The organism is Yaniella soli (assembly GCF_054782375.1).
The window spans coordinates 179,949-195,667 of record NZ_BAAGSP010000001.1 but is presented as its reverse complement, the minus strand read 5'-3'; the positions used below and the strand labels follow the sequence as shown (position 1 = coordinate 195,667).

Genomic DNA, 15,719 nt, shown 5'->3' with positions numbered 1-15,719 from the left:
GGCATCTGGAACGAATAAGAGGAATCTTCTCATGACAACTTCAGGCGACCAGACAACTCGTCGGTGGTCGGATGTTCTAATGCCGCGTACCTTCACCTTATGGACGATGGTGCTCGGCATAGCCTCGGTGATATCTCAGGTCGGCATCATTGTGACCGGCGGGGCCGTGCGACTGACCGCATCTGGGTTGGGCTGTTCTGAATGGCCACGGTGTACACCAGAATCGTATGTCGCCACTCCAGAAATGGGAATCAACGGTGCCATCGAGTTTGGGAACCGCCTGTTGACCTTCGTACTTGCGGCAATTGCGGTACTCACCATACTTGCCCTGTGGCGGGTGCGAAAGACACATCGCAATCTCGTTATCATGTCCATTGTGCTGCTGTTCGGCATCCCGGGACAAGCTGTCATTGGTGGCATCACCGTCTGGACGGATCTGAACCCATGGATCGTGATGCTGCACTTCCTGCTGTCAGCTGGCATGGTGTCGATTGCTGCTCTGTTAGCCCACCGGATTGGTGCTGAACGTCGAGCTCGGATCACCAGAACGCCCGCGGTGAAACTTCAGGACGGTGCATCGACGAAGCTTACGAGCATTTCGGCCGTGGTCGTGTACATTGCCGGCTGGTTCACGTTGATCTTCGGGACAATCGTCACCGGTTCTGGACCTCACGGTGGAGACCCGAGTGCACCGCGCCACGACTTTGACCCGTTAATTGTGACCCGTTTTCACACGGCTCCTGTGTATCTCATGACGTTGATGGCACTGATATTGCTCGTCGTAATGTACCGCATCAACACCTCACAGCGTCAACGTCGCGCGGTATGGGGTTTCACCGCGGTCTTGGTGTTCCAAGCACTGGTCGGCTTCTATCAGCACTTTAACGGCTTGCCCATCGCAGTCGTCCTGCTGCATATGCTCGGAACCGGGCTAGTTGCGTGGATGATGACCATCGTCTTAGATGTGTTCAACTCCAAATATGCCACTCGACCAACCGAAACCGAGCTTCCAACCGGCGATGCAGCACCGGAGCAACTCACGAACGCTTAACCCGCAGAGTTGGTAACTGACCCAAGTCTCTCGTTGTGAGATGAAAGTGCTCCGCCCGCTCGAACATGGTTCGAGCGGGCGGAGCACTTTTGTTGATATGTTGTGAAGCTTGCGGAGCCTAGGAACCTAATCCGTCATTGGTCTCAGCGTCCTCGTCATCAGTGGCGGTCTCGCCTGAGTCGGCAGATTCAAGCTCCTCGTACCACAAATCAGTAATACGGCCGGTATCATCGATTTGAATGTGCAGATCAATCGGTCCCGCTGTCAGATCCGGGGTGAGCCGAGTGATGCCGTAATTTTCCTCGGGTTCCTCATAGTTGGAAGGGACATAAGGAAGTGAGGGCCGAAGCTCCGAATTGAGGGTGCCCACGAGTGAATCAACGGGAATCTCGTCACTCATCTCGGGAGCAACTTTCGGATACCAATCTTGTTTATTCATGGATCGGGTCGCGTTGATTTCGTCGACCACCCATTGCGATGTACGAGCTGCTTCCGTATCAGGGAAGTTCACTTCAGCAACGTGGGTCGGTGCCGAACCGCGATCCGGTAAATCATCGGCAGTTTCGGGGTCAGCCACGCAGCCTGTGAAGGCAAGAGCGGTTGCGGCGACTGCGGTCAGGACTGTGGTGCGTAGTTGTGGTCGTTGCATAGTTATGGTGCGGTCACCATATCACCCATGAGCGGGGAACCGACAAAAGGATCCACGGCTAGCGCGACAAAGATCAGGGTAAGGTAGGTAATGGAGAGATGGAATACTCGCATCGCTTTTTTGTCAGAAAAGTCCGGACGTTGCGAATCGCGGTATAAAATGTGTGCCTCATAGATGAACCAACCACCCGAGACTGCAGCGGTTGCCGTGTAGACGATGCCCGCCCAACCCATCGGGATGAGCAGCAATGAGAAGATCACGGTAGCCCAGGTGTAGAGCACAACTTGGGACGATACACGGCGCGACGTGGCAATCGCACCCAGCATGGGCACGTCGACTTCTTGGTAGTCCTCTTTGTATTTCAATGACAGTGGCCAGTAATGCGGTGGCGTCCAAAGGAAAATGACGATGAACAGCACCACTGCCGGCCACTCCACGGTGCCACGGACAGCAGACCATGCGATTAATACAGGGAATGCGCCGGCCAGTCCGCCCCAGATAATGTTCTGCTGGGTGCGTCGTTTGAGGATAAGCGAGTAGATGACCACATAGAAGAAGATGGCGGCGATACCGAAAGCCGTTGCCAGCCAGTTGGTGCCAAGTGCCAAAATACTGATCGCGGCGACAGCGAGAACCCAAGAAAATATCAGGGCCTCACGAGGGGTGACTTCACCGGTAACGAGCGGGCGGTTTTTCGTCCGCTCCATATACTGATCGATGTCGCGATCGATGTAGCAGTTAAACGAGCTCGACGCACCTGCGGCAAGAGCCCCACCGATCATAGTGGCAAACACTGTCAAAAGGTCAGGCCACCCGCGCTCAGCCAGAATCATGGTTGGTAGCGTGGTCACCAACAGCAATTCCATGACACGGGGCTTCGTCAGCGAAACATAGGCTTTCGCCTTGCGACGGAACCCGATTTTATGTCGAGTCGGTTCCGAAGCGGTATTGGGCGATGTGCCCTGTGCGGCGGACTCTAACGATGTTGACATCAATACTCTCGTGCTCTATGTAACAAGTAAGTAAACCTTTGGCTACCGAGACATGTCGGCACCCTCATCTAGTGTAGCTGGTGTATACCGCCCTGCGTGCAAATCTTGCCGCGTAGAAGGTTTTGCCCGGTAAGCTTAGACTGAGCTTTTGCAACAACCTCAGTGAATACTTCAGAACACCGCAACCTGTCAGGAAGGCAATTCGTGGTCCCCTCCGCTACACATCCATCAGATTCGACTTCTGCCCTCAATCGCCACCTTCCAGCCCGAGAGTATGTCTACTCTGATCAAGATCAACGCGCGGTGGATACCCTGCGGGTCCTTGCTGCCGATGCAGTCGAAAAAGTGGGTTCCGGTCACCCCGGTACGGCCTTCTCACTGTCGCCAGCGGCTTGGCAGCTGTTCCAAAATGTCATGCACTTCGACCCGAAAGACCAGCACTGGCAGGGTCGTGATCGGTTCGTGCTCTCCCCCGGCCATACATCGTTGACGTTGTACTTGCAGTTGTTTGCTGCCGGTGCAGGCATTGAAATGGAAGACCTGAAGGCCCTACGTACTTGGGGGTCCAAAACCCCGGGGCACCCGGAATATGGGGACACCGATCACGTCGAGATCACCACCGGCCCATTGGGACAAGGGCTCGCGTCGGCCGTAGGTTTTGCATACGACCAGCGGCGCATTCGCGGTCTCATGGACCCGGAAGCCGCGCCGGGCACGTCCCCCTTCGATCACCATGTGTTCGTGATCGCATCAGACGGAGACCTTCAAGAGGGCGTGACCGCCGAGGCGTCCTCGCTTGCTGGCACCCAAGAGCTGGGTAACCTGATTGTGATCTGGGACGACAACAAGATTTCCATCGAAGACGACACCGATATTGCCTTCACTGAGAATGTCGATAAGCGCTATGAAGCCTATGGTTGGCACGTGCAGCGTATTGACTGGCTGCAAACTGGCGACTACGTCGAAGACACCAAAGCCCTGTACGAGGCCATTGCCAATGCCAAACAGGAAACAGATAAGCCATCGCTCATTTCGCTGCGCACTATCATCGGCTGGCCGTCACCGAAAAAGCAGAACACCGGTGGCATCCACGGTGCGAAGCTTGGCACCGAAGAACTTTCCGGGCTCAAAGAAGTGCTGGGTTTTGATCCCGAACAGCACTTTGTGATGGATGACGAACTCCTCGCCCATGCACGCACGGTTGGTGAACGTTCCGCACAATATCGTCAAACTTGGGATGCGGCCTACCAATCTTGGCGCAGTCATAACCCCGAACGTGCCAAACTCTATGACCGATTGGTCGCCGGTGGGCTGCCTGAAAACTTTGCAGATGCGTTTCCGCGTTTTGAATCCACCGATGGCAACATGGCCACGCGTGCTGCTTCCGGAAAAGTGCTCAGTGCTCTGGCGGATGTCATGCCAGAACTCTGGGGTGGTTCGGCCGACCTCGCAGGTTCCAATAACACCACTATGGCCGGTGAACCATCGTTCTTGCCGGTGGATCGTCAAACGCAGTCGTGGTCGGGGCACCCATATGGCCGTACTTTGCACTTCGGGATTCGCGAACACGCCTCCGGATCGATCGTCAACGGCATCACGCTTGGCGGTCTGACGCGTGGTTATGCCGGCACGTTCCTAATTTTCTCGGACTACATGCGTCCTGCTGTCCGGCTGGCGGCGCTCATGGGTGTGCCGTCTATCTTTGTATGGACCCACGACTCGATCGGTCTGGGCGAAGACGGTCCAACGCACCAACCAGTGGAACATCTGGCTGCTTTGCGTGCCATTCCGAATCTCGATGTGGTGCGTCCGGCCGATGCCAACGAAGTCTCGGTGGCGTGGCAGACGATCCTGTCGCAACGTCAGCGCCCAACCGGCATGATTCTGTCTCGTCAGGGTCTGCCGATCTTTGACCGTGATCAAGAGGCATTTCGTTCAGCTGAAGGTGTGGCTCGCGGCGCCTACGTCCTGGCCGAGGCGACGAATGACTCGGGAGAAACGACACCCGACGTCGTGTTGATCGGTACGGGCTCCGAAGTCCAGCTAGCGGTCGCAGCCCGGCAAACTCTTCAGGGTCAAGGGATCGCCACGCGCGTCGTGTCAGCACCGTCATTGGAATGGTTTGATGCCCAAGATGAGGCCTACCGCAGCGACGTGTTGCCCAAGGATGTGCTCACCGTGTCTATCGAAGCCGGTGTGGAACAGGGGTGGCAGAAATACACGAGCGGTCAAGGTCATTCCGTGTCGTTGGAACACTTCGGTGCGTCCGCCGACTACCAGACGCTGTTCACGAAATTTGGCATTACGGCCGAAGCACTCGTGACCAAAGTCCAAAGCCTTTACAACGCCTAAGGATTGACCGTGACCCAAAATCAATACACCCAAGCACTCGAGACCGCAGGTGTGTCGCTGTGGCTAGACGACCTGTCTCGCGATCGTATTAACTCTGGTGACTTGCAGCATCTGATCGATACCAAAACGATTACTGGCGTCACCACCAACCCAGCGATTTTCGGCAAAGCGCTCACCAGTGGTGACGCATACACTGCACAGCTGGCAAATTTAGCTACTGCCGGCGCTGACGCTCAAACGGCAGTGGTCGAAATGACGACCGACGATGTGCGGGCCGCCTGCGACGTACTTGCACCCGTGTATGCGGCGACCAATGGCTACGACGGTCGGGTGTCGATCGAGGTCGACCCCCGTCTAGCCTGGGACACAGACTCGACCGTGACTCAGGCTCTCGAGCTAGCCCAGAAGGTCGGTCGTGAGAATGTGATGGTCAAGATCCCGGGAACCAGAGAAGGCCTACCAGCCATCTCTCGAGTCCTGGCGGAGGGTGTTAGTGTCAACGTCACACTCATCTTCTCGCTCTCCCGCTACCGTGAAGTCGTCAACGCCTGGCTTACTGGCCTTGAGGGCGCCCGGAGTAACGGTCATGACCTATCGAAGATCCACTCCGTCGCGAGCTTTTTTGTCTCCCGCGTAGACACTGAAATTGATGCACAGCTGGAGCGGTTGGAGTTACCGTCCCAGCAGGTATTGCAGTTGCGCGGTCGCGCTGGCATCGCCAATGCCCGGCTGGCGTACCGCATCTTCGAACAGTTCCAGGACACCGAACGGTGGCGACTATTGGCATCAGCGGGAGCTCGCCTGCAGCGCCCGCTGTGGGCATCGACCGGCACCAAGAACCCGGAATACTCGGATGTTCGCTACGTCAACGGACTGGTTGCAGAATATACGGTCAACACCTTGCCAGAAGAGACCCTGAATGCCGTTGCCGACCACGGTGAAATCACTGATAGTCGTATTCCGGATAACTACGCCATGGATGATGATCATCTGGATGATCTTGCCAGAGCCGGTATCGACTATAACCAAGTGGTCGCGACACTCGAGACTGAAGGATTGCAGAAGTTTGTGGATGCTTGGAATGAGCTGCTAGAGAAGATCCAAGAACAGCTCAACGCCCACAACTAGTCTGTGACGCCATGTTGAAATGGTGGGCAAACGTTAAACGGTCGGGCCGCCGCATCAAAGATGCAGCGGCCCGACCGACTACGTTAAAGCAATTGCTACTTTAGAGTGCGAGTTCCTGACCAGGGAAGATCAGTGTTGGATCAGAAATCTGATCGGTGTTGAGCTCGTAGAGAGCTCTCCAGCCACCATCGACGCCCTGTTCAGTTGCGATCTTGTTGAGGGTGTCGCCGCTTTGAACAGTGTAGGTTTCACCGCTGGCAGCTGCCTTCGGTGCAGTCTGAGTTGGCTGCTCGACTGGCTGCTGCTTTTCAACGGGCTGCTCAGCTGGTTGTTCAGCGGGCTGTTCTACCTGCTGCTCTTCAACAGGAGCCTGTTGTTGCTCTGGTGCCTGCTGCTGTTCCATTGGCTGCTCTTGTGGCTCAGCAGAACCGGAAGCGCCGATTTGCTGTGAGCAGGATGGCCAAGCGCCCCAGCCCTGACTATCAAGTACATTTTCAGCGACCGCAATTTGTTCCTCGCGGCTAGCGTCAGATGCACTGCCAGAGCCACCGTGTGCTTGCCAGGTTTGTGGATGGAACTGGAGACCGCCCTCGTAGCCGTTGCCGGTATTGATGCTCCAGTCACCGCCAGATTCACATTCCGCGAGCTGATCCCAGGTTGAATCTGGTGCAGCGTTTGCTGGAGCAGCAAAGCCGAAGAGCGGTAGAGAGATGGCGGCTGCTGCAGCGAGAGATTTGGCAGCCAGCTTGCCGCGTGACGGTTTGGTTACGGCGTGGCGTGGTTCATGCTTCACGTTCAAGTCAATCCTTTCCTTCGCAAAAAATTGCGATAGGGATATCTAGTCCAGGTCACGGCATCGCGTGAAATATTATGAGACATATTTTCTTTTCATTTTTTGGCGCATGCCATCAGGTGCAAAATGACCTGAGTTCGCCACAATACACGTTCTCGATTCGTTATCAAACCGTTATACAGCTATGGGTGCGTGTGGGTCGTCACGTTTTACTGACTTCGAATTTTCGGCTAGATCAAAACTCCAGGTCACAAGCTTATAACATTGCTTGAAAAATCGACCTTTTAATGGGCTGTGAATCATCTCAAAAAGCCCTCTGTGCCCGGATTTTGCCCATTTTCGTGCTGTTTTTCTGCGCGAAACACTCCGTACACGATTCGTGATTTCTCGGGCTTGTCTACCAAAGTGGCTGAAAGTTTGGCAGAAAAAATCCGGTAGAGCAAATGCTCTACCGGATGGGTTGGCTTGCTGGCCAATAAGCGCTTAAGGCGGGTTAGAAATCGCCTGAGAAGCGCGACATCAGTCCAAGTACGAGAATAATACCGCCCCACATGACCGCGAGCGTTACGGTAAGTCTGTTTAAGTTGCGTTCAGCGACACCTGACGAGCTCAAGCCGCTAGTGACACCACCGCCGAACATATCGGACATACCGCCGCCACGGCCCTTATGCAGGAGGATAGCGAAGACCATCGCAACTGACACGATCACCAAAATGATCTGGAGCACAAGTTCAAGATTCAACGGTTTGTTCCATTCTTCTACGACTAGTCTGTTAACAGGTGGTGTTCGAACCTGACAATATTAGCAAACTCTGCGTCGTCGAGGCTCGCCCCACCGACTAAGACACCATCAATATCGCGTTCACGCATGATCGTAGCAACATTGTCTGCTTTGACAGATCCACCATACAACACCCGAGTGCTATTCGCGGTTTCAGTGTCGTAGCGTTCTGCAATCTCGTCCCGCAACGCGGCGCTCATTTCTTGTGCATCGTCAGACCCGGCGACTTCTCCTGTGCCAATCGCCCAGACAGGCTCATAGGCAATGACAAGCTGGGCAGTCTGTTCTGCACTGATACCTTCGAGCGCTTCACGAAGCTGCTGTTTCGTGAACTCTACGTGTTGGCCCGCCTGGCGAGTTTCAAGACCCTCACCAACGCATAAAATCGGTGTCAGGCCATGGCGCAGTGCAGCCTGCAATTTCGCGTTGACGATCTGGTTTGTTTCAGCGTGGACACTACGACGCTCCGAGTGGCCTACGAGGACATAGGCGCATCCCAACTTCTTGAGGAAGTCCCCCGAGACATCGCCTGTGAATGCTCCAGTGTCGTGTGGTGACAGATCCTGCCCACCATAGGTGAGTTCAAGCTTGTCCGCCATAATGAGCGTTTGGACACTCCGCAGATCCGTGAACGGGGGAAAAACTGCAACCTGGACCTTATCAAAATCATGATCATTATCGGCCAGGGTCCACGATAGTTTTTGCACCAGCGACACAGCCTGGAAATGATCCATGTTCATCTTCCAATTGCCAGCAATCAGTGGGGTGCGGTCATATACACCGTCAGTCTTTGAGGCCAATGAAACTCCTGTCGTACTTCAATCGATAACTTAGTGGTATCGCATTAGTTGGTTAGGGCGTCGATTCCCGGCAGGGCTTTGCCTTCGAGGTATTCAAGCGAGGCTCCCCCACCGGTGGAGATATGGCCATAGTCTTCATCGGAGAAACCGAATGCCCGTACCGCAGCTGCAGAATCGCCACCACCGACAACAGATAAGCCATTGACCCTTGTCAGTGCCTCGGCAACCGTCTTCGTGCCGGTGGCAAAGTTTTCCATTTCAAAGACACCCATCGGTCCATTCCAGAAGACCGTGGCGGACGCCTCGATCTGCTGTGCATAGAGCCTAGCGGTTTCTGGGCCAATATCCAGGCCAAGCGCATCTGCGCCACCGGGACCGGTGGTCATAGCATCGACGCTGACCACGGCATGGTCAGCATCTTGATGAAACGCATCAGCGACAAAGGTATCGATGGGCACCACGATGTTCGCGGCCCCGGCTGCAGAACGTTGCAGATATTCTTTGACGACGGGTAGTTGGTCTTCTTCGAGCAGGGATGACGCTACATTGTGTCCTTGAGCTTTCAAGAACGTATAGGCCATCCCGCCACCAATGAGTAGCGTGTCCGCACGGTCGAGCAGATTATCAATCACGGCTAGTTTGTCGGAGACCTTTGAACCGCCCAGTACGACGGTGTAGGGCCGTTGCGGTTCAACGATGAGCTGGTCCAGCACTTTGAGTTCAGTGGCCACCAGTGGACCCTGATAACTCGGCAGGAAGCTGGCGATATCGTAGACGGAGGCATGTTTGCGATGCACCGCACCGAAAGCGTCGTTCACGTAGGCGCCCTGATCACCGGCGAGTGAAGCGATGGCGTGCGCAAGTTCTGAACGCTCGGTGTGGTCCTGAGACGTTTCGCGCGCGTCAAAGCGGACATTTTCTATGACCAGGACGTGTCCGGAATCGAGCTGCTGAGCGGCCTGTTGAGATGCTGGCCCGGCAACATCCTCGGCGAGGATGACGGGGTGGTCGGTCAGTTGACGCATTCGTTCAACGACAGGGGCCAAAGAGAATTCCGGGTTCATTGTGCCTTGAGGACGCCCTAGGTGTGCCAGCACAATGACTTTTGCTCCTGCTTGGGCGAGCTCGTTGATGACGGGTAAGGAAGCGCGAATGCGTCCGTCGTCGGTGACCCTTCCGTCATCAAGGGGAACGTTCAGATCAGAGCGAACAACAACCGTGCGTCCGGAAGCAGATGGCAGAAGGTCACGAAGGGTTTGGGCCGTCATCAATTTTCTCTTTGTGTCTCGAGTGTATGGTCCGACCGCGGCCGCGGCCGTTAACATCTTAGCCATCTACGCAGAAGTTTTGAGTTTAAAACACGAGGGATCTTTTGTCGTGTGACAAAAGATCCCTCGATGCGAAATACTGTTCTACCGTCTTACGCGGTAGATGGCCTTGTTACAGGGTGACAAGACCGGAAGCGCCGGAGCGGGCTGCTTCGAATCGTTTCTGGACGTCTGCCCAGTTGACGATGTTCCAGATAGCTTTGACATAATCTGGTTTCACGTTCTGGTAATCCAGGTAGAACGCGTGCTCCCACATGTCCAGCATGAACAGTGGGATGGTTGCTACTGGCACACCGTTTTGCTGGTCGTAGAACTGTTCGATGACCAGGTTGCCACCGATTGGTTCATAGGCCAGGATGGCCCAGCCGGAACCCTGGATGCCTAGCGCGGCAGCAGTGAACTGTGCCTGGAAGTTATCGAAGGAGCCGAAGTATTCATCAATGGCTGCTGCGAGTTCACCGGTTGGTTTGTCACCGCCGTCTGGAGACAGGTTGTTCCAGAAGATCGAGTGGTTGGTGTGGCCACCCAGGTTGAACTGAAGGTTCTTGGATAGCAGGTTGACGGTGGAGAAGTCACCGGCTTCACGAGCGGCTTCGAGCTGCTCAAGTGCGGTGTTAGCGCCGTTGACATACGTATTGTGGTGCTTGGAGTGGTGTAGCTCCATAATGCGACCGGAAATATGTGGTTCGAGTGCACCATAATCGTAGGGCAGTTCTGGCAGCGTATATTTAGCCACGTATTCCTCCTAATAGATTCGGATAGGGATCCGAGTGTAAATGCTGAAGCTTCATCATCAGCAAAAATATTGGTTCCATCTGATTGTGAACCACTACCACTATCTTAGGCTCTACCCCCTGGGTAGTGGTCAAGGTTTGAGAGCTTACCGCCTCGGAAACAGTGTGTGACGTTAGTTGCTATCGCGTAATTCGTGAGGCACTGCATCGTGGGTGTTTGGGATATCTAATTCCTTCGCCCGTTTGTCGGCCATGGCTAAAAGGCGACGGATTCGCCCGGCGATGGCGTCCTTGGTCATCGCCGGTTCTGCCATCCGACCGAGTTTGTCTAGAGAGGCGTGCTGGTGTTCAACACGTAGCTTACCGGCGTACTCGAGGTGCTCTGGTACCTCATCGGCCAGGATTTCCAAGGCTCTGTTGACTCGAGCACTGGCAGCCACCGCGGCCTGAGCTGACCGCCGCAAATTTGCATCGTCGAAGTTCGCAAGACGATTCGACGACGAGCGGACTTCTTTGGTGGTGTGACGTTGCTGCCAGGTTTTCACGGTCTGTTCTGCGCCCATAGCCGAGAGGAGTTTCGTGATGGTATCGGCATCTCGAATAATGACCCGGTCGGCCTGACGGACTTCCCTGGCCTTTGCGGTCACACCGAGGCGACGTGCGGCACCGACCAATGCCAGTGCGGCCTCCGGGCCCGGAGCGACAACTTCGAGGGCAGCCGAGCGGCCAGGCTCGGTTAGGATGCCCTGGGATAAAAATGCCCCTCGCCAAGACGCCGCGGCATCGGCAACACTGCCATTGACTACGGCCGGTGGCATGCCGCGCACAGGACGGCCGCGTGGGTCCATAAGGCCTGTTTTTCGTGCGAGTTGGGCGCCACCTTCCATGATGCGCAGCACGTAGCGCGACCCGCGGCGTGAGCCAGAACCTTGCAGGGTAATGAGGTCGCATTCCGTGCCAAATGTATCGCGCAAGGTATTGCGTAGTCTGTGTGCGGCACCTTCGTGGTCGAGCTCGGTTTCTATAATGAGTCGACCCGGGAGGAGTTGGAGTCCTCCGCCGAAGCGCAGGATACCGACAACCTCTGCTAAGCGTTCAGACAGTCGCGTAACCGAGACGCGTGCCAGTTCTTCTTTCGCAGTTGCGGTAAGTGCCATGGAGTGTTCACTGTTCTTTCTTCGCGCGTTGCGCGAGTAATACATGTTCCTTGGGTTAGGACGGGATGTGATCGAAGGCCTCAGAGAAGGCCACCGCAAGCCGCAAGGGATCATGGACGGTAGAGCGGTGTTCGTCTTTTACTTTACTAAACACCACGGTTGCCCCGAGTTTCTCGGCGGCCTCACAAAATTCTTCTTCATGCTCTGATGTGACCACGGTGGGATCTGCGATGATCACATCGATCCGAAATTCGGGAGCGTAGTAGTGCAGCACCGACAGATGCTCTGCGGCAGTCATACCTTGTGTTTCGGTCGTTGAGGGCTGCAGGTTCATGACAAGGCACCGTTTGGCGGTGGTTTGGGCCAGTGCGGCACGTTGTTCTTTCAAGAGCAGGTGTGGCAGGACTGACGTGTACCAGGAGCCCGGGCCGAGGATGACCCAGTCGGTGAGTTCAAGGGCTTCTAGCACTTGCGGCGTGGCTGGTGCCTCGGGTGGAGATAATTCGATGTGGCTGACGCGACCGTGGGCTGCCTGGTCGGCTAGCGCGGCCTGTCCGGTGACCGTTCTGCGGGTGAGTTTGCCGGTCTCGTCGCCGCCCAAGACGGTTCCAGAAATCGTCATGGGTGTCGTGGACATCGGCAACACAACACCGCGGGCACCCAGGAGTGCGCCGGCCCAGGTGAGCCCATCAACGGGGTCTCCCAGGAGTTCCCAAAGGGCAACAATCAGTAAGTTGCCCAGCGTATGGTTATCCAGGGTGCCAGGTTCGCCGTCACCGTTGGAAGTCTTGAATCGGTGCTGCATCGTGTCACGCCAGGTGCGGCCCCAATCAGTATCATCACACAGCGCGGCCAGGGCCATGCGGAGATCACCGGGCGGGATGACGTCCATTTCGCCACGAATCACGCCGGAGGATCCGCCATCGTCGGCGACAGTCACCACCGCGGTAATTTCGCCGGCGATCAGTCGTAGCGCAGACAATGTCGCATAGAGTCCGTGGCCACCACCGAGTGCAGTGACCTTGAGATTCGGCGAATAGTGACCAATCGTGGCACGTTCAGGACGGTTTGCCGTCGCTAATGGCAGCTGGCCAGTAAAGTGCATACTCATTCTCGCCCCATATCTCGGTGAGTGACTTTAACTTTCACCCCGGTGAATGTTGCCAAACGCTTGGCGATTTCTTCAGTGATGGAGACTGAGCGATGTTTTCCACCCGTGCAGCCGAAAGCCAGCGTGGCGTAATGCTTATTTTCGGCACGATACCCTTCGATGACGGGCTCCATCATGCGGACATAACTCTCGACAAAAGACGAAACGCCTTTTTGCTCTAATACATAGTCAGAAACCTCTGACTGTTGGCCAGTGTGGTGGCGTAGCCCTGGTACCCAGTGCGGGTTCGGGATGAAACGAACATCCGCCATAAAATTCGAATCTTGCGGAACCCCGTATTTGAACCCAAAGGAAAGAATATTCAACCGGATGACGATGGGGCCGTCTTCGGTGAACAGCTCAGTGGTCGCTGTTGAGAGGTCGTGGACGTTGAAATCCGAGGTGTCGAGCATCATCTCGGCTTCATCACGCAGCTTAACCATCAGGTCGCGTTCGGCTGCGATGCCATCCAGAATGGAGCCGTCACCTTGGAGCGGGTGTGGACGTCGTAGCGTTTCGAAGCGGCGAACCAGAGCTTCATCCGAAGCATCGAGGAAGAGCACGCGCAGTTCTGCTCCGTCGGTACGCAACTGGGCCATGGCCTCTTGTAACGACTGAAAGAATTCTTTGGAACGCACATCGACGACGAGCGCCAACTTCAGTGCCGTTTCTGGGTTTTTGCCGATGAGCTGGGCCATCGTGGAAAACAGTTGCGGTGGCAGGTTGTCGACGACATACCACCCGAGGTCTTCGAGCGAATGTGCAGCTGTTGTCCGTCCCGCCCCCGACATGCCGGTGATAATCAGGACTTGTGCGGTCTCCGGTTTGACCGGTTGCAGATCTGAGGTCATGACTGTAGCTTACCCTGTTCTGTCGCCCCAGCTTCGGCCGCCAGCGTATCGTAAATGGTCTGTGCGAGTTTGGGCCCGATGCCCGAAATCTGTTGAAGATCGTCCACGGATGCCTGCCGGACTTTTTTCAGTGAGCCAAAGTGTTTGAGCAAATCTTTACGTCGCTTTTCGCCTAGACCCGGCACTTCATCGAGAGCCGATTGGATCATCGATTTGGACCGTTTCGAACGGTGCGCCTGGATCGCGAAGCGGTGCGATTCATCGCGGAGTCGCTGCAGCAAGTAGAGCCCTTGGGAACTGCGTGGGAGCACCATGGGGAAATCATCACCCGGGATCCACAACTCTTCGAGCCGTTTCGCTAATCCTACGACGGGGATGTCATCAATGCCTAAGTCTAGAAGTGCTTGCTGTGCCGCGTTGACCTGTGCCAGTCCCCCATCTACAACCACCAGTGACGGCGGGTAGGAAAATTTCTTGGGGTCATCGACCGCATCGGCCTCATCGGTTTCTAATGCACCCGATAACACGACTGGTGCATCGGCTTGGTCTCTCAGAAAGTTTTTGAATCGGCGGGTTAGCACGTCATCCATGGCCGCGGTGTCGTCTCGTGCTGCGTCACCGGTGACATTGAATTTTCGGTAGTCGCGCTTTTTGGGCAGGCCATCTTCGAATACCACCATGGACCCGACCACGTTGGTGCCTTGAACATGCGAAATATCATAGGCCTCGATCCGCAACAGTGGTTGATCGAATTCGAGGGCTTCTTGCAGTTCACGCAGTGCCGCTGACCGCGCGGTGATATCCCCGGAGCGCTGGGATTTGTGTAAGCGCAGTGCGCCGTCGGCATTTTCTTCCACGGTGCCCAATAGCTGTCGTTTGGTGCCACGTTGGGGCACGCGTAAATCGATCTTGGCGCCACGGCGTTTGGTCATCCATTGCTCGACTTGTTCCGAGTTCTCGGGCAGCACCGGGACGAGGACTTCGTGTGGAATCCGTTCGGTGTCGTCCATGTCGCCATAGACCTGCAACAGCAATTGTTCGATCAGCTGTGGCTTGGTGGTATCTTCGACTTTTTCGACGACCCAGCCACGTTGACCACGAATGCGGCCGTCGCGCACGTGGAACACTTGGAATGCAGCCTCGAGCTCGTCTTCGGCAAAGGCAAAGATGTCGGCTTCGGTATTTTCTGGCAACACCACGGCGTTGCGTTCGAAGACCTTCTTCAAGGCTTCAATATCGTCACGGTAGCGAGCGGCATCTTCATAGCGGAGGTCGCTGACCGCCTGGCTCATGTGCTGTTCAAGTTCACGCAGGTAAGGACGCACGTCCCCGTTCATGAAGGATACAAAGTCTTCGGCGAGTGCGTAGTGGTCTTCCTCAGAGATCCGGTTGACGCAGGGGGCGGCACATTTGTCGATGTAGCCCATCAAACATGGACGGTCTGCCAGTTGGGCACGACGGAAGACGCCGGCGGAGCAACTGCGGATCGGGAAAACGCGCAGCATCCGGTCGACCGTCTCACGGATGGCTTTTGCGGGGTGGAATGGGCCAAAATACTTGACGCCTTTGCGTTTATCTCCGCGCATGACCATGACCCGCGGGTACTTTTCGTTCATGGTGACCGCAAGGTACGGATACGTTTTATCGTCGCGGTACATAATGTTGAACCGCGGCGTAAATTCTTTGATCCAAGTGTATTCCAACTGGATGGCCTCCTGTTCGGAGGCCACGGTCGTCCACTCCACGGCTGCGGCAGTATGGACCATTGTGCGGGTCTTGGGCGGCAGGGTGTTGGCATTGACGAAATACGAGCCCAGACGTGAGCGCAGGTTGTTGGCTTTGCCCACGTAGATGATCCGGCCGTGGGGATCTTTGAATCGATAGACGCCCGGATCGGTGGGGATGTCTGAGGATTTTGGCCGGTAGGAGGCGGGATCAGCCAAAGGGTTCTGG

General features: G+C 55.7%; 14 protein-coding genes. 3 read left to right on the top strand and 11 right to left on the bottom strand.

Annotated elements, in window-relative coordinates; genetic code table 11:
• The first annotated feature begins 31 nt into the window (after positions 1-31).
• Positions 32-1,051 carry a COX15/CtaA family protein gene (locus tag ACYVJT_RS00945; protein ID WP_343958948.1) on the top strand — a complete coding sequence of 340 codons (1,020 nt, stop codon included), beginning with the start codon at positions 32-34 and terminating at the stop codon, positions 1,049-1,051.
• Positions 1,052-1,169: 118 nt separating this feature from the next.
• Here the strand turns inward: ACYVJT_RS00945 and ACYVJT_RS00940 are convergent, their stop codons facing one another.
• Both ACYVJT_RS00940 and ACYVJT_RS00935 read right to left on the bottom strand, forming a co-directional pair.
• Positions 1,170-1,700, bottom strand: a complete 531-nt coding sequence (locus ACYVJT_RS00940; RefSeq protein WP_343958950.1) for a Cpe/LpqF family protein — start codon at positions 1,698-1,700, stop codon at positions 1,170-1,172.
• Positions 1,701-1,702: 2 nt separating this feature from the next.
• Positions 1,703-2,692 (bottom strand): heme o synthase, encoded by a 990-nt coding sequence (locus tag ACYVJT_RS00935; protein ID WP_343958952.1) that lies wholly within the window; start codon positions 2,690-2,692, stop codon positions 1,703-1,705.
• Between the two features lie 204 nt (positions 2,693-2,896).
• Between ACYVJT_RS00935 and tkt the strand changes: the two genes are divergently transcribed.
• Positions 2,897-5,044 (top strand): transketolase, encoded by a 2,148-nt coding sequence (gene tkt / locus ACYVJT_RS00930; protein ID WP_343958954.1) that lies wholly within the window; start codon positions 2,897-2,899, stop codon positions 5,042-5,044.
• 3 nt (positions 5,045-5,047) lie between these two features.
• Positions 5,048-6,172 carry a transaldolase gene (tal, locus tag ACYVJT_RS00925; protein ID WP_343958956.1) on the top strand — a complete coding sequence of 375 codons (1,125 nt, stop codon included), beginning with the start codon at positions 5,048-5,050 and terminating at the stop codon, positions 6,170-6,172.
• A gap of 100 nt (positions 6,173-6,272) precedes the next feature.
• Here the strand turns inward: tal and ACYVJT_RS00920 are convergent, their stop codons facing one another.
• From ACYVJT_RS00920 to uvrC, 9 genes are all read right to left on the bottom strand, one after another.
• A complete protein-coding gene (locus ACYVJT_RS00920) occupies positions 6,273-6,965 on the bottom strand; it encodes a transglycosylase family protein (protein WP_343958958.1) in 693 nt (230 codons plus the stop codon).
• Positions 6,966-7,458: 493 nt separating this feature from the next.
• Positions 7,459-7,707, bottom strand: a complete 249-nt coding sequence (secG, locus tag ACYVJT_RS00915) for a preprotein translocase subunit SecG (RefSeq protein WP_343958960.1) — start codon at positions 7,705-7,707, stop codon at positions 7,459-7,461.
• A 23-nt stretch (positions 7,708-7,730) separates the two neighbouring features.
• Positions 7,731-8,546 (bottom strand): triose-phosphate isomerase, encoded by an 816-nt coding sequence (tpiA, locus tag ACYVJT_RS00910; protein WP_343958963.1) that lies wholly within the window; start codon positions 8,544-8,546, stop codon positions 7,731-7,733.
• Positions 8,547-8,590: 44 nt separating this feature from the next.
• Positions 8,591-9,814, bottom strand: a complete 1,224-nt coding sequence (locus ACYVJT_RS00905) for a phosphoglycerate kinase (RefSeq protein WP_343958966.1) — start codon at positions 9,812-9,814, stop codon at positions 8,591-8,593.
• A gap of 172 nt (positions 9,815-9,986) precedes the next feature.
• Complete coding sequence (locus ACYVJT_RS00900) at positions 9,987-10,610, bottom strand: superoxide dismutase (RefSeq protein ID WP_343958968.1); 624 nt, start codon at positions 10,608-10,610, stop codon at positions 9,987-9,989.
• A gap of 171 nt (positions 10,611-10,781) precedes the next feature.
• Positions 10,782-11,765 (bottom strand): DNA-binding protein WhiA, encoded by a 984-nt coding sequence (gene whiA, locus ACYVJT_RS00895; protein WP_343958971.1) that lies wholly within the window; start codon positions 11,763-11,765, stop codon positions 10,782-10,784.
• Between the two features lie 55 nt (positions 11,766-11,820).
• Positions 11,821-12,876, bottom strand: a complete 1,056-nt coding sequence (locus ACYVJT_RS00890) for a gluconeogenesis factor YvcK family protein (RefSeq protein ID WP_343958974.1) — start codon at positions 12,874-12,876, stop codon at positions 11,821-11,823.
• Entirely contained in the window at positions 12,873-13,766 is an 894-nt protein-coding gene (gene rapZ, locus ACYVJT_RS00885; RefSeq protein WP_343958976.1) for an RNase adapter RapZ, read from the bottom strand. Before rapZ ends, ACYVJT_RS00890 begins: the two co-directional genes overlap by 4 nt.
• On the bottom strand, positions 13,763-15,709 hold the full coding sequence (uvrC, locus tag ACYVJT_RS00880) for an excinuclease ABC subunit UvrC (protein WP_343958978.1): 1,947 nt from the start codon (positions 15,707-15,709) through the stop codon (positions 13,763-13,765). Before uvrC ends, rapZ begins: the two co-directional genes overlap by 4 nt.
• Between the last annotated feature and the right edge of the window lie 10 nt (positions 15,710-15,719).

Bases quoted from the DNA above. Each gene is read 5' to 3' on its own strand.
- ACYVJT_RS00945 (WP_343958948.1), top strand. From the start codon at position 32: ATGACAACTTCAGGCGACCAGACAACTCGTCGGTGGTCGGATGTTCTA.
- ACYVJT_RS00890 (WP_343958974.1), bottom strand. From the start codon at position 12,876: ATGAGTATGCACTTTACTGGCCAGCTGCCATTAGCGACGGCAAACCGT.
- ACYVJT_RS00940 (WP_343958950.1), bottom strand. From the start codon at position 1,700: ATGCAACGACCACAACTACGCACCACAGTCCTGACCGCAGTCGCCGCA.
- ACYVJT_RS00935 (WP_343958952.1), bottom strand. From the start codon at position 2,692: ATGTCAACATCGTTAGAGTCCGCCGCACAGGGCACATCGCCCAATACC.
- rapZ (WP_343958976.1), bottom strand. From the start codon at position 13,766: ATGACCTCAGATCTGCAACCGGTCAAACCGGAGACCGCACAAGTCCTG.
- whiA (WP_343958971.1), bottom strand. From the start codon at position 11,765: ATGGCACTTACCGCAACTGCGAAAGAAGAACTGGCACGCGTCTCGGTT.
- ACYVJT_RS00905 (WP_343958966.1), bottom strand. From the start codon at position 9,814: ATGACGGCCCAAACCCTTCGTGACCTTCTGCCATCTGCTTCCGGACGC.